14 protein-coding genes are annotated in these 13780 nt (G+C 66.2%); 10 read left to right on the top strand and 4 right to left on the bottom strand.

Going from position 1 to position 13780, the window contains the following annotated elements; genetic code table 11:
- The first annotated feature begins 165 nt into the window (after positions 1–165).
- The 5 genes from DK459_RS25460 (at position 166) to fhuE (ending at position 5917) form a co-directional block, all read left to right on the top strand.
- Complete coding sequence (locus DK459_RS25460) at positions 166–1311, top strand: alpha-hydroxy acid oxidase (protein ID WP_006384167.1); 1146 nt, start codon at positions 166–168, stop codon at positions 1309–1311.
- A gap of 109 nt (positions 1312–1420) precedes the next feature.
- Complete coding sequence (locus tag DK459_RS30545; protein WP_127481478.1) at positions 1421–2017, top strand: hypothetical protein; 597 nt, start codon at positions 1421–1423, stop codon at positions 2015–2017.
- 241 nt (positions 2018–2258) lie between these two features.
- Positions 2259–2861 carry an SH3 domain-containing protein gene (locus tag DK459_RS25465; protein ID WP_024069332.1) on the top strand — a complete coding sequence of 201 codons (603 nt, stop codon included), beginning with the start codon at positions 2259–2261 and terminating at the stop codon, positions 2859–2861.
- Between the two features lie 66 nt (positions 2862–2927).
- Positions 2928–3521: a hypothetical protein gene (locus DK459_RS25470; protein WP_058207383.1), complete on the top strand. Its 594-nt coding sequence runs from the start codon at positions 2928–2930 to the stop codon at positions 3519–3521.
- 200 nt (positions 3522–3721) lie between these two features.
- Positions 3722–5917 carry a ferric-rhodotorulic acid/ferric-coprogen receptor FhuE gene (gene fhuE, locus DK459_RS25475; protein ID WP_110135141.1) on the top strand — a complete coding sequence of 732 codons (2196 nt, stop codon included), beginning with the start codon at positions 3722–3724 and terminating at the stop codon, positions 5915–5917.
- Positions 5918–6001: 84 nt separating this feature from the next.
- Here the strand turns inward: fhuE and DK459_RS25480 are convergent, their stop codons facing one another.
- From DK459_RS25480 to DK459_RS25495, 4 genes are all read right to left on the bottom strand, one after another.
- On the bottom strand, positions 6002–6604 hold the full coding sequence (locus DK459_RS25480; protein WP_049053440.1) for a hypothetical protein: 603 nt from the start codon (positions 6602–6604) through the stop codon (positions 6002–6004).
- Positions 6605–6663: 59 nt separating this feature from the next.
- On the bottom strand, positions 6664–7107 hold the full coding sequence (locus DK459_RS25485; RefSeq protein WP_024069329.1) for a DUF695 domain-containing protein: 444 nt from the start codon (positions 7105–7107) through the stop codon (positions 6664–6666).
- Positions 7108–7277: 170 nt separating this feature from the next.
- The gene (locus tag DK459_RS25490) at positions 7278–8141 is read right to left on the bottom strand and encodes a prephenate dehydratase (RefSeq protein ID WP_024069328.1); all 864 of its coding nucleotides are present in this window, start codon (positions 8139–8141) and stop codon (positions 7278–7280) included.
- A 23-nt stretch (positions 8142–8164) separates the two neighbouring features.
- Positions 8165–9046 carry a LysR family transcriptional regulator gene (locus DK459_RS25495; protein WP_020928192.1) on the bottom strand — a complete coding sequence of 294 codons (882 nt, stop codon included), beginning with the start codon at positions 9044–9046 and terminating at the stop codon, positions 8165–8167.
- Between the two features lie 85 nt (positions 9047–9131).
- On the opposite strand from DK459_RS25495, the gene DK459_RS25500 reads away from it, so the two are divergent.
- From DK459_RS25500 to DK459_RS25520, 5 genes are all read left to right on the top strand, one after another.
- The gene (locus DK459_RS25500; RefSeq protein ID WP_024069327.1) at positions 9132–9977 is read left to right on the top strand and encodes a CoA ester lyase; all 846 of its coding nucleotides are present in this window, start codon (positions 9132–9134) and stop codon (positions 9975–9977) included.
- A 34-nt stretch (positions 9978–10011) separates the two neighbouring features.
- The gene (locus tag DK459_RS25505; RefSeq protein ID WP_110135142.1) at positions 10012–11283 is read left to right on the top strand and encodes a CaiB/BaiF CoA-transferase family protein; all 1272 of its coding nucleotides are present in this window, start codon (positions 10012–10014) and stop codon (positions 11281–11283) included.
- Between the two features lie 51 nt (positions 11284–11334).
- Complete coding sequence (locus DK459_RS25510; RefSeq protein WP_024069325.1) at positions 11335–12333, top strand: cyclase family protein; 999 nt, start codon at positions 11335–11337, stop codon at positions 12331–12333.
- Positions 12334–12403: 70 nt separating this feature from the next.
- Positions 12404–13390 (top strand): tripartite tricarboxylate transporter substrate binding protein, encoded by a 987-nt coding sequence (locus DK459_RS25515; protein WP_024069324.1) that lies wholly within the window; start codon positions 12404–12406, stop codon positions 13388–13390.
- A 65-nt stretch (positions 13391–13455) separates the two neighbouring features.
- The coding region (locus DK459_RS25520; protein WP_110135270.1) for a carboxymuconolactone decarboxylase family protein at positions 13456–13780 on the top strand (325 nt) is incomplete at its 3' end.

Raw genomic sequence — 13780 nt, forward strand, 5'->3', positions numbered from 1 at the left:
ATGTGATGTCTGCAAGCGGCCGCCCCAGCGCGTCGGACTACAATTCCGCTCCATGCCCTGGCGACCGGCCCGACCCGGACCGCCAGCGGTCCAGTGGTTTGCACCGCCGGCGAGGTGGCAACCGGTATGTCGTTTGTACGTGCAGCGTAGATAAAAGGTCCCCCGATGCGCCTGAACCAGTGCCAGAATTTCCACGACTTTCGCCGCATGGCGCGCCAGCGGCTGCCCGGCCCGATCTTCAACTACATCGACGGCGCCGCCGACGATGAGACCACCTACCGCCGCAACACCGAGGCCTTCGAGGCCTGCGACCTGGTGCCCGACGTGCTGCGCGGCGTGGCGGATGTGGACATGTCCGTCACCGTGATGGGCCAGAAGCTGGCCATGCCGGTCTATTGCTCGCCCACCGCGCTGCAACGCCTGTTCCACCACGACGGCGAACGCGCCGTGGCCGCCGCCGCCGGCAAGTTCGGCACCATGTTCGGGGTGTCGTCGCTGGGCACCGTCAGCCTGGAAGAAGCGCGCCAGATCAGCGGCGGCCCGCAGGTCTACCAGTTCTACTTCCACAAGGACCGCGGCCTGAACCGCGACATGATGGCGCGCGCCAAGGCCGCCGGCGTGCAGGTCATGATGCTGACCGTCGACAGCATCACCGGGGGCAACCGCGAGCGCGACAAGCGCACGGGCTTTGCCATCCCGTTCCGCCTGAACCTGGCCGGCATCGCCCAGTTCGCCATCAAGCCGGCCTGGGCCATCAACTACGCCACCCACGAACGCTTCCGCCTGCCGCAGCTCGACGGCCACGTCGACATGGGCGGCGGCGCCATGTCCATCAGCCGTTATTTCACCGAGATGCTGGACCCGGCCATGACCTGGGACGACGTCGCCGCCATGGTGCGCGAGTGGGGCGGCCAGTTCTGCCTGAAGGGCATCATGTCGGTCGAGGACGCCAAACGCGCCGTCGACATCGGCTGCACCGGCATCGTGCTGTCCAACCACGGCGGCCGCCAGCTCGACGGCTCGCGCAGCGCCTTCGACCAGTTGGCCGAGATCGTCGACGCCGTCGGCGACCGCATCGACGTGATGATGGACGGCGGCGTGCAGCGCGGCACGCACGTGCTCAAGGCGCTGGCGCTGGGCGCCAAGGCCGTGGGGCTGGGCCGCTACTACCTGTTCCCGCTGGCTGCCGCCGGGCGGCCCGGCGTGGAAAGGGCGCTGGAACAGATGCGCGTGGAGATCGAGCGGGCGATGAAGCTGATGGGGTGCCGGACGGTGGGGCAGTTGCAGCGGCGGCACCTGCGGTTCCGGTGATTGAGGGAGCTATGGGCGGCCGGGCAGGGGATCAAGTTGCCGAATGATTTGCCGTCGAATCTGAGGAATGCTTGCTTGGCGCTGTGTCCAGAACTATGGAAGGTGAAAAATGGCCGAAGAAGTTAATTTTCAAATCCGAATTCGAGCGACCGAGGAGGGCGAGCCCAAAAATCTGACGATTGCAGAACTAGGTGTTTTGCTCACTGGGATAAACCGCGCAATAAATAAAGCGTCGACCTCAGGAAGAGCGGCTGGGTATTCTCCTCTTAGCCAGGAACCGATAAAAATCCGGTCTGAAATAACTAGCGTTGAAAATGGATCCATTCTGTTTTCCGTTGTCACTTCCGTCTCCGATTTCGTGCGGGAGAACGTGATTCAGACAACCTTCCTGGCCGGTATTCTCGGAAATGCCGCGTGGGACTTTACGAAGATCTTGAGCAAGGAAATTCGTCGAGCTCTGAATAGGGTAGGCAACGAAGCTGCCCAAGTGACTGAGCGAATTGAACCCGTCCTTGGTTTGAATCAGGGTACGGTTTCCGAGGAGAGCAAGGCCGCTTCCCTTCAATCGCCGATGAAAGACGTGGCCGACGCCTCGGAACGTTCCAACGAACTATCTTCGCGCCCGAAAACGATATATTCGTTTTCCTTTGAGCAGAATGGGAGCGTTAAGATTGCGGTATCCTACTCTGCAATCAAGCGGGTATAGCTTGAAATGGGCTGGGTAACACTTCAATTGGGATTTCCGTCAGGATACTCGTGTGCACGCAGTGTCCTAAATGGCTCTGCTATTTTGTGATGGCACTAAACTGCTTGACATCGCTGCGGATGAAAGGCATCTCTCTCATGTGCCCTATTCAAATAGTCGATGTTCCGGAGCCGTTATGCATATTCGTCCTCGTCTGACCGCTTCAATCGCCGTCCTCTCGCTCTTTGCGGGGTCGGCCGCCATGGCCGCCAATTCCCAGGCCGAAGCCCCCAAGGGGCCGACCGCCTGCGCCTTCAGCGCCTGGGCCAACTACGACAAGCCCTCGATCACCGTGCGCGCCGCGCCGTCCGCCGGTGCCAAGGTCCTGGGCCAGATCCCCGCCAAACCCGCCGCGGGCGAGCCGGAGTATTCGTACAGCGTCACCTTCGACGTGAAGGAAGCGAAGGACGGCTGGCTCAGGATCGCCAATGCCAGCGACGCCTACAACGAGGATGAATATCCGGAGCGTGCGCCGCGCAAGCTCTACAAAGGCGAAGGCTGGATTCGCGCCGACGATGCCCGGGTCGGCATCCAATCCGCGCGCGGCTATGCCAGGCCCGACGCCGCCAGCCAGCGCCTGGTGGACCTGGGCAGCGACTGGCTGACCGAAATGGGCAAGATCCAGGGCATCCGCGCGTGCCACGAGGACTGGGTGCTGCTGGATTACCTGGTGGACCGCAAGCGCTCGCCGCAGGACGAGATCGTCGAGCGCGCCAAGGGCGAGCGACTGGCGGGGCGGGCGTGGTTCCGGGGGCTGTGCGACGTGCAGGAAACGAGCTGCGACATGAAGTCGGTGGATCGGTAAGGGTAGGGTTCATGTCAGTGATCCTGGCGTGGGCGCATGTATTGCGGAACCGGAACAGGGCGACCCGTGGCTGACTCCAAGATGGTTCAACAGTGCTTATTCATGACTTCAGCGGATGAGGCTGAATTCGCTGGCGCGCTCATGAAAGCCCGCCCCTCGATCCGGTTCATCAACATGCAGGAGCAGCCGGACGTCGAGCGGCCGGGATACAGGACCCGAATCGATGCGTGTGAAGGGGTTCATGTAACGATCGTGGATTCCTCCATCATCTCCGAAGAGGATTTTCACAATCGCTACGTGAAACGTCATCCCTCGGGAAAGGGGTGGATCTACGCGCTGGTTGGGTCAGGGCTGGTCAGCCTTTTGAGGTCAAGAGCGGCGGATTTTCTTCCGGACTCCCTTCTCAACGGCGAGCTGCGGGCATCAATTCCGGCGGGTGACGAGAATACCGAGGCATTCGTGGCGATCGTGCTGCGCGAGGCAAAGGCGCGCGCGGAGAAGCTGGTATCCATTGACGCGGCTACCGGCCAGCGCGGAACCAGGGTCGACCGGAAATTCATTGCATGGCCGGACGCGGCGCGCAGATTCGATGGCGTGAACGGGGCATACCTGGCCAATGGCGCGCACGCATTATTTGTCCCGACGGGGGTTGGGAAGTAGTTCCTGCCAGGCCAGGCCCGACGCGGCCAGGACGGCGGCACCATAGCCCGGACGCGCGCGTGCCACGCGTCGAAAACCCCTACAAGGCCTGGCCCAATCGGGGCAATCCCTATTGTGCATATCGGCAACATAAATGCACATGATAAGAGTTCGCATTACACTTCCTTGCCAATCGTTCACCAATCCTGCAAGGAAGCGTCATGCAAGACCCGCGGCCCGCCAGCCTGATTTTCCCCATTCGTCCACGCCTCGCCCTGCGGCGCACCACCAGCCTGGTGCTGATGGCGCTGGCCAGCGGCACAGCGCTGGCGCAGGAATCGGGCGTCGCCACCTTGCCCGCCGTGCAGGTCCAGGCCGACGGCGACCTCACCACCACCGAGGGCACGGGTTCGTACACCCCGCGCGCCACGGCCGCCAGCACCGGTCTGCCGCTGACGCTGCGCGAAACCCCGCAGTCGGTCACCGTGGTCACGCGCCAGCGCATCGAGGACCAGGACATGCGCTCGCTGACCGACATCCTGGGCAACACGCCCGGCATCTCGGTGCAGAACTACGACAGCGAGCGCTACACCTTCAGCTCGCGCGGCTTCGCCATCAGCAACTATCTGTACGACGGCGTGCCCACCAGCTTCGAGACCGGCTATTCGGCGGGCGAATCATCCATCGACCCCATCATCTACGACCGCGTCGAAGTCGTGCGTGGCGCAACGGGCCTGCTGACCGGCACCGGCAACCCGTCCGCCTCGGTCAACCTGGTGCGCAAGCACGCCACCAGCCGCGAATTCACCGCCGACCTGAGCGTCAGCGCCGGCACCTGGGACACCTACCGCGCCAGCGCCGACCTGTCCTCGCCGCTGAACGCCAGCGGCAGCGTGCGCGGCCGTATCGTCTCGGCCTACCAGGACAATCATTCCTACCTGGACGGCTACCAGAACCGCAAGAAGGTCTTCTATGGCGTGGTGGACGCCGACCTGACCGCCCACACCACCTTGAGCGTCGGCTTCAACTACCAGGACAACGACCCGCAACGCAGCAGCTGGGGCGGTTTCCCGCTGTGGTACGCCGACGGCGGCCGCACCGACTGGAAACGCTCGCTCAACACCGGCGCCGACTGGACCAAGTGGGCCAGCACCACCGAAGGCGCCTTTGCCAGCCTGGAGCACCGCTTCGACAACGGCTGGCGCGTGCAGGCCGTCGGTTCGCACTCCAAGCACGAAATGGACGGCAAGCTGCTCTACCTGACCGGTTGGCCCGACCGCGTCACCGGCCTGGGCATGGGTGCCTCGGCCCAGCGCTACTACGGCGACCGCAAGCAGAACAGCCTGGACCTCAAGGCTTCCGGCCCTTTCTCATTGTTCGGTCGCCAGCACGAAGCGGTGGTCGGCGCCAGCTTCACCCGCCAATACGCCGATTTCCGCAACCGTGGCGCGGTCTCGCCGGCGCCCATCGGCAATTTCCTGGACTGGGACGGCTCGTATCCCGAACCACAATGGAGCGACACCTCCACCCTGGCCAGCCGCTACACCACCAAGCAGGCCGGTTGGTACGGCGCGCTGCGCTTCAGCCTGGCCGACCCGCTCAAGCTGATCGTCGGCGGCCGCTACAGCACGTGGAAGACGGATGCGGTAGGGTGGGGCGGCAGCAGCCGGCAGGCGTTCGACAAGGACGCGTTCGTGCCGTACGCCGGCCTGCTGTACGACATCAACGAGAACTACACGGCGTACGTCAGCTATACCGGGATCTTCAATCCGCAGGACAAGCAGGACCGCAACGGCAACTGGCTCGATCCGCTGGAGGGCAAGGCCTACGAGGCCGGCATCAAGGGTGAATTCCTCGAAGGCCGCCTGAATGCCTCGGCGGCGGTATTCCAGATCAACCAGGACAATCTGGCGCAGGACGACGTCGGCTATCTGGTGCCCGGCACGCTCAACCAGGCCTCGCGCGCCGCCAATGGCACGCGCAGCCGGGGCTTCGACCTGGAAGTGTCGGGGGAAGTCTCGCCCGGCTGGAACGTGGCGGCGGGATGGTCGCACTGGACCGCGCGCGATGGCGACGGCAGCCCCATCCAGACCGACCAGCCGCGCAGCCTGGTGCGCTTGTTCACCACCTACCGATTGCCGGGCGACTGGAACCGGTTGACGGTGGGCGGCGGCGTCAACTGGCAGAGCCACGTCTACACGATCGCCAACGGCCCCAATGGCGAGGAGCGCGTGGGGCAGGGCAGCTATGCGCTGGTCAACCTGATGGCGCGCTACCGGTTCGACAAGAGCCTGTCGGCGCAGTTGAATATCAACAACCTGATGGACCGCAAGTACTACTCGCAGATCGGCTTCTACAGCCAGGGCGCGTGGGCGGCGGGGCGTAGCGCGACCTTGACGATGCGGTATCAGTATTGAGCGCGAGCCCGGCCCGTTCGGCCGGGCTGACTCATCGTCCTGGAGACGGCGCCCGCCATGCGTATCGCGGGCGCCGGGCCAGCGTCAGAAGCTCGGCTTGCGGCTGTTCGACTGGTTGATGAACTCGATCCGCGCGTTGGTCCAGGCCGGGTCATACAACTGCACGCTGACGCCGCTGTATTTCAGCACCGCCTGCGTCATGTCGGTCGAGCAACCCATGCCGGGATTGGTGCTGGGCTTCTGGCACCACTCCAGGTTCAACTGGTTGGGAAAGTTCGACTGCTTGCCGTATTTCTGCACCACGGCCTGCGCCATGGCGTCCTTGTTGGCCGGTGTCCACGGCATTTCGTAGCTGACCTGGGACACCGCCAGCGGACGCTGCTTGTCGACCGGCACGCGCGGCTCGAAATGCACCACCAGCCGAACGCCGTCTTTTTCGTAGCTGAAATTCTGCGGCTGCTTGGTATTGGTGACGGGGTTCAGCGTCGGGTAACCCGCCTTGATCTGATGCTTGCCCACGCCGAAATTCTTCGCCGCGGCGGCGACCGCTTCGTCGTAGTCCATGCCCGTCTTGACGCCGGCGATATCGAAACTCCGGGCGTCCACCGAGCGCGGCGGCTCGGCCTTCGCGGGGGCGGCAACCACGGCGGTGATGGCGGAGATCAGGAGTGCGGCTTTGAACTTCAAAATAATATCCTCTGCAAATGGCGACCGGCCTGATCGAGGGCGCGGCCGGGGGGGGCCTTTCAGTGAAGCTGGTCGGAGCCTTCCGGCTGTAGTCCCGCCAGGCCATTCCAGTCGGGATCCTTGTATGTGCCCAGTCGGATGGGATAGACCGGATGCCCCGCCAGGCAGGCATTGAACGCATCCAGGAACGCTTCGACGTCGTGCGTGTAGAAACGCCATTCCTTCTGGTGATTGCCGGTCAGGCAAGCCACCTGCACCCCGATGTCGGAGTCGTCGAAAGCCTGTTCGATGGCTTCTTCGAAGCGGTTGGTGCTTTGCTTGTCTTCTTCATTGGGCATGCCGTTTCCGATGCCCGTGTACGGCCAGGAAATGATGACCAGGTTCTCATTGACCTGGCGTGTGGGCGCCGGCGGCAGGCCGGTGCGCAAGCGGACCACGACCAACAGATCGTTGATGCGGGCTTCGCCCACGGACCAGAGGTCGCCTGGAAAAATACGGCTCATTGAATGGGATCCTGGGTTGCTGGCCGGGCCCGCGGGCCCGGCGCTTCTTATTGCCCGGCAACGTTGCGCGCACGCGCTGCCGAGGGAAGGTCCGCATTATCAAGGGCGGATTTGCGTGTGTCCCCAATAAAGTGCAACCGGATCTTTCGCCAGGTCGGCGAGCGCGGGGATTACTGACGGGGATAAGAGCCCAGCAGCCGTATCTCCGGATGGGCCGCCAGCATGGACGCCAGCGGCTCCTGCCGGGCGTGGCCGGCCACTTCGATCACGTAGCGATGCGTGTCCAGCGTCTTCTTGCTGGGCCGTTCGTAGATCGTCAGCACCGGCACCTTGGCATCGACCAGCGCCGCCAACGTGTCGTTGAACCTGTCGTCGGATGTGTCGACCAGCAGCGAGGTCTTGTCGCGCCCGGTCGGCGCCGGCATCGCGCGGCCCAGCACCCACCAGCGGGTCACGTTGTGCGGTCCTTGCTCGATGCCATCCACCAGCGATACCAGCGAATAGACCGACGCGCCGACCTTGGGGCCGAACGACGCCTTGTCATGGCCCGGGCTGTCGGCCACCGTCTTGGCGGCGGCGCCGCCGCTGGCGGCCTCGGTGCGCTTGACCTTGGGCATCTCGCGGTCGACCCACGGCTTGACCTCTTCGAACGCCACCGGGTGCGCCAGCACCTCCGTGACGTCCGCCAGTTTGGTGCCCGGCTTGGCCAGCAGGCTGTAGCCCAGCATCTTCGGATATTCGGCCACGATCATCACGTCCGGCAGGTCCAGCACGGCATCCAGGTACGGCGTCACGCCCACCACCGACGTGGTCACGGGCACGCAGGCGCGTTCGATCTTGCCGGACTGGTAGCCCTTGAACAGGTCGTCGCGCGTCAGCGGCACCAGGTCAGCGGGGCCGAACAGATCCAGGCAGGCCTGGTGCGTCCAGGAACCCGCGGGCCCCAGGTAGCCGATCTGGCCGGCCGCGCTGGCGGCCAGCGGCAGTGCGAACATCGAGCAGCCGACGAGCGTCGACAGAATGGTCTTCTTCATGCTTTCCCCTTGTAGCGCGCGGGTCAGGCGCCCGCGTTGGCATACTCTACAACGGCAATGTCGCGAAAGGCGCGGATCAACGCCAGCCGTGGCGACCCGCGCGACCAGATCAGGCCGAAGCGGCGAGGCTCGCAGGGCTCGGGCAGCGGCAGGGCGAGCAGGCCGAGCCGTTCGATCGCGCCGTTGGTGGAGCGCGGCAGGATCGCCACCCCCAGGTCGCGGCTGACCATCACCGCGATCGATTCGATGGCGTTCAGCTCGAAGCGCTCGCGCGGCGTGATGCCGACGCGCCGCAGGTAATCATCGATGTGCTGCCCGCCCCAGTCGCTGCGCTGATAGCGGATGAACGGTTCGGCCGTCAGTAGGCTGTGCGGGTGCCGACCGGCATGGCGCGGCGCCGCCGCCAGCACGTAGGGTTCTTCGCGCAGCAACTGCCAGCCCAGACTCTTGGACAGCGGGTAGGGCGCTTGCAGCGCGATGGCGGCGTCCAGTTCGCCGCTTTCGATGGCGGGGTAGAAGCGCGCCGAATGGCCCGGCTGGATCTCGACGTTGATGAGCGGATGGCGCCGCACCAGATGTTCCAGGATGGCCGGCACCATCGAATTGAGCGCCGTATTGCCGGCGCCCAGCCGCAGCTCGCCCATCATCTCGTCGGAACGGGCCAGGTAGCGGATCTTCTCGATCCGTTCCAGCACCTCGCGCATCGGCCCGATCAGTTCGGTGGCCTTGGCGGTCAGGTGCACGGTGCGGCCGGCGCGCGCCACCAGCGCCACGCCCAGCTCCTGTTCCAGCTTGCGGATCTGCTGCGCCACCGCGCCGTGGGTCAACCCCAGGCGGCGGGCGGCCTCGGCCATCGAGCCGTGGCGCGCCACGGCGGCCAGCGTGTGCAGGAAGTCGGTGTTCATGATGATAGATATTCTATCGTCTTATCGTAATTTGGCTGTCCCCGATCGCACGTCTCCAGCGCCACAATGCGGCCAGGAGACATCAATGAGAAGCAAGCTTTTCGTGCCGGCATCGCGTCCGGAACTGTTCGGAAAGGCCCTGGCCAGCGGGGCCGATGCGCTGTCCTTCGACCTGGAGGACGCGGTCGCGCCGACCCGCAAGCAGGAAGCCCGCGCCGCCTTGGCGGCCTGGCTGGCCGCGCCCGCGTTCGCCGCCGTCCGTGAACAACATCACAAGAAAATTATCGTTCGCGTCAACGCCGCCGACACGCCCGACTTTGCCGCCGACCTGGCCGCGCTGCGCGGCCTGCCCATCGACGTGCTGAACCTGCCCAAGGTCGAAAGCGCCGCCGCGCTGCGCACCGCGATCGACGAGGCCATGGACGCCGGCTTCGCCGGTGAATTCCTGGTCACCGTCGAAACCCCGCGGGCGCTGGCCGACGCCGCGCAACTGGCGGCGGCCCATCCGCGCGTCGCCGGCCTGCAACTGGGCCTGGCCGACCTGTTCGAGCCGCTCGGCATCGAGCGTTACCAGCCCGACACGCTGCGCGCGGTGATGCTGTCCCTGCGCCTGGCCGCCGGCTGCGCCGGCAAGTACGCCATGGACGCGGCCTACGCCCGCGTGCGCGATGCCGAGGGCTTTCGGGCCGAGGCGCAACTGGCGCGCTCGCTCGGGTTCCTGGGCAAGTCCTGCGTGCATCCCAGCCAGATCGCCATCGCCAACGAAGTGTTCGGCTTCAGCGCGGACGAGATCGCCCAGGCCGAGCGCATCGTGTCCGCCAGCCGCGAGCATGACGGCGTCGGCGCCTTCGTGCTCGACGGCAAGATGATCGACGCCCCCTTCGTGCGGCGCGCCCAGGACGTGCTGCTGGCCGCCGGCCGCGCCGCCTGACGCGGCCGCGCTACCGATTTTGAGTGAATCCGCAATGCAACAAGCATCCCCTGCCGACCTGCCGCTGGCCGGCATCAAGGTCCTGGACCTGAGCGCCTACATCGCCGGCCCCTATGGCTGCGCCCTCTTGGGCGACATGGGCGCCGACGTCATCAAGGTCGAGCCGCCCGAAGGCGACAACCTGCGCAAGTACCCGTCGACGCTGGCCAGCGAAAGCCGCGCCTTCCTGGGCATCAACCGCAACAAGCGCGGCCTGTGCCTGAACCTGAAGGAAGCCGCCGGCCACGAGATCCTGCTGCGGCTGGTGCGCCAGGCCGACGTGCTGGTCCACAACTTCCGGCCGGGCGTGCCCGAGCGCCTGCGTATCGACTTCGCCACGCTGTCGGCGGTCAACCCGCGCCTGGTCTATTGCGCCATGACCGGTTATGGCGCGGTCGGCCCGATGGCGCGCCACGCCGGCTACGACCAGGTGCTGCAATCGATGACCGGCATGTGCGCCGCCCAGGCCAAGGCCGACGGTCCGCCCGAAGTGCTGTACGGCTCCGTGGTCGACTACTACGGCGCCGCCTTGATCTCCAACAGCGTGGCGGCGGCCCTCTACCGCCGCGAAAAGACCGGCCGTGGCCAGGCGATCGAGGTCTCGTTGTTGGGCAGCGCGCTGGCGATGCAGTCGGCCCGCCTGGTGTGGGCCGACGGCGAACCGCGCCACATCGAGCGCGACATGCGCTCGGGCGGCATCACCGGCATCCATCCCACCCGCGACGGCTACCTGTACCTGTCGGCCAACACGCCGCACTTCTGGCGCGCGCTGTGCGGTCACCTGGACCTGCCCGAGCTGGCCGAACACCCCGACTACGACTCCGTCAAGAAACGCGCCGCCCAGGCCGCCGTGCTGGTGCCCCTGGTGCGCCAGGCGCTGGCGCGCGCGTCGGCCCGCGAATGGGCCGAGCGCTTCGGGCAGAGCGTGCCTTGCGCCGAAGTGCGCCCGGTCGAGGACATGTTCGATCATCCCCAGGTCGAGGCCATGGGGCTCATGCGGCCGTACCACAACCCGCAGGCCGGCGACTACCTGGGCCTGGCGCAATGGGCCCACTTCGGCGGCGCCGCGCCAGCGCCTGCCGATGAGTCGGGGGAGGGACGCGGCGAATCTGGAGCAGGGCGCGGTGGGTCCGGAGCAGGGCGCGGTGGGTCCGGAGCAGGGCGCGGCGCGCCCGGCCTGGGCGAGCACAGCGAAAAAATTCTGTCCACCCTGGGATACACCGCGTCCGAAATCCAACAATTGCGGCAATCCTCGGTGGTGCAATAGCCGCCACAACGATCATAAGACTCGTCCGAGACAGAACGAGGAGACAAAAAAATGCGTCCACGCTACCAGCAGCGTCCCGACGGCTCCAACTGGGGCGACTTCGGCGACGACGACCAGCTCGGCACCCTGAACCACCTGGACCGCCAGGCGCGCCTGGCCGCCGTCGCGGAAATCCGCGAAGGCCTGTCGTTTTCCCTGAGCCTGCCGCTGACGGTGCCGCGCGCGCCCGTGCTCAACCCACGGCGCAAGGGCCCCGTGATCCAGCCCGCCGAAAAGAACGGCGTGCCCGTGTACCGCTATCCGCTGGCGCGCGACGTGCCGGGCGCCACCGACGTCGTCAGCGACGACCGCGTCACGCTGTCGCCGCAGTACTCCACCCAATGGGACGCCCTGGGCCACGTCGGCGCGATGTACGACGCCCACGGCACCGGCCAGCCGCAGCCCACCGGCTACAACGGTTTTACCGTCAGCGAACCGCGCGCCGACGGCTTCACCGGCACCCAGGACCTGTCCATCGCGCCCATGGCGCGGCACGGCATCCAGGGGCGCGGCGTCATGGTCGACCTGCGCGCCCGCTTCGGCGACGCGCATCGCAAGGTCTCGTACCAGGACCTGATGGACGTGATGCACGCCGACGGCGTGCAGGTGCGCCCCGGCGACATCCTGTGCCTGCATACCGGCCTGGCCGACCTCGCGCTCACGCTGGGCGATGACGAGCAGGACCGGCTCAAGACCAGCTGCTGCGTGCTGGACGGCGCCGACGCGCAATTGCTGGCCTGGATCAGGGACAGCCGCATCGCCGCCATCGCCGCCGACAACCACGCGGTGGAATTGCGCAATCATCACCTGGAGAGCGGCAGCGGGCCGCTCCTGCCGCTGCACGAACAATGCCTGTTCAAGCTGGGTTTGCCGCTGGGCGAACTCTGGCACCTGACCCCGCTGGCGCACTGGTTGCGCCAGCACGACCGCCACGCTTTCTTCCTGACCGCCGCACCGATGTACGTGCCCGGCCTGGTGGGCGCGCCGGTCAACCCCATCGCGACCGTCTGACCTCGGACGGACCGCGCCACGATCCTTGATCGATTCAACATCCCCTGCAGGGGAGACGTGAGGAGCACACATGAAGAAAACCCATCACGCGGCCCTGGCCGCACTGCGCCCCGTGGCCGCCGCATTGGCCCTGGCCGCCACCCTGGGCGCGGCCCACGCCGCCGGCTACCCCGACCAGCCCATCACCGTGGTGGTGCCGTACTCGGCCGGCGGCGGCGCCGACAACGCCGCCCGCATCATCGCCCAGGGCATGGGTGAAGTCGCCGGCCAGAGCGTCGTCATCGAAAACAAGGGCGGCGCCAGCGGCTCCATCGGCGCCGCCTACGTGGCCCGCGCCAAGCCCGACGGCTACACCGTGCTGTACGACGCCTCCGCGTTCTCCATCAACCCCGTGCTGCGCAAGCTGCCCTACGACGCCAAGAAGGACTTCATTCCCGTCTCGCAGGCCGTCAGCGTGCCCAACATCCTGGTCGCCGCAACCGGCTCGGCCTTCAACAGCCTGCCCGACTTCATCAAGGCCGCGCGCGCCAACCCCGGCCGCTATACCTTCGCCTCGTACGGCCCCGGCAGCCTGGCGCAGATGGCCGCCGAACTGCTCAAGAAGGATGCCAAGATCGACGTCGTGCACGTGCCGTACAAGGGCGGCGCGCCCGCCATCGTCGACGTCATGGGCGGGCAGGTCGACGTCTACTTCGCCAACGCCGCGTCCAGCCTGAACTACGTCAGCACCGGCAAGCTGAAAGCCCTGGCGGTCTCGTCGGCCACGCGCATGCCCGACCTGCCCAACGTGCCCACCGTCAGCGAAGGCGGCGTCAAGGCCTTCGACGTCGTCGAATGGAACGGCTTCTTCCTGCCGGCCGGCACCGATCCGCAGGTCGTCGCCAAGCTGCAGGACCTGGTGCAGAAGGCGCTGGCCCGTCCCGAAACCCGCGACAAGCTCGCCAAGCTCGGCCTGACCCCGGTCGGCAGCAGCGCCGCGGACTTCGCCAAGTTCGTCGACGCCGAACAGGTCCGCTGGGCCGAGGTCGTGAAAACCAATAACATCACCGTGAACTGATCGACCGGGGCGGGCAGCGCCGTTGCCCGCCCCGCCGACGCAAGCACCCAAGGGGAGATGCCGCAATGAGCCGGGAAGACGATTTCGAGCGCGGCCTGGTCAACCGCCGCGCCGTGCTGGGAGAAGAATGGGTGCAGCGCTCGCTGGACCGCGCCACCACCTTCACCGCCGACTACCAGAACCTGATCACCCGCTACGCCTGGCACGACATCTGGAGCCGCCCGGGCCTGCCGCACAAGGCGCGGCGCATGATGGTGCTGGCGGTGACCTTGTCTTTAGGGCGGTGGGAGGAATTCGAGCTGCACGTGCGCGCCGCGCTGACGGCGAAGGACGACTCGCGGCTGAGTCCGGATGAACTGAAGGAAGTGCTGCTGCAGAACGCGATCTACG

Source organism: Achromobacter sp. RW408, from assembly GCF_003184165.1.
Classification (GTDB): domain Bacteria; phylum Pseudomonadota; class Gammaproteobacteria; order Burkholderiales; family Burkholderiaceae_B; genus Achromobacter; species Achromobacter xylosoxidans.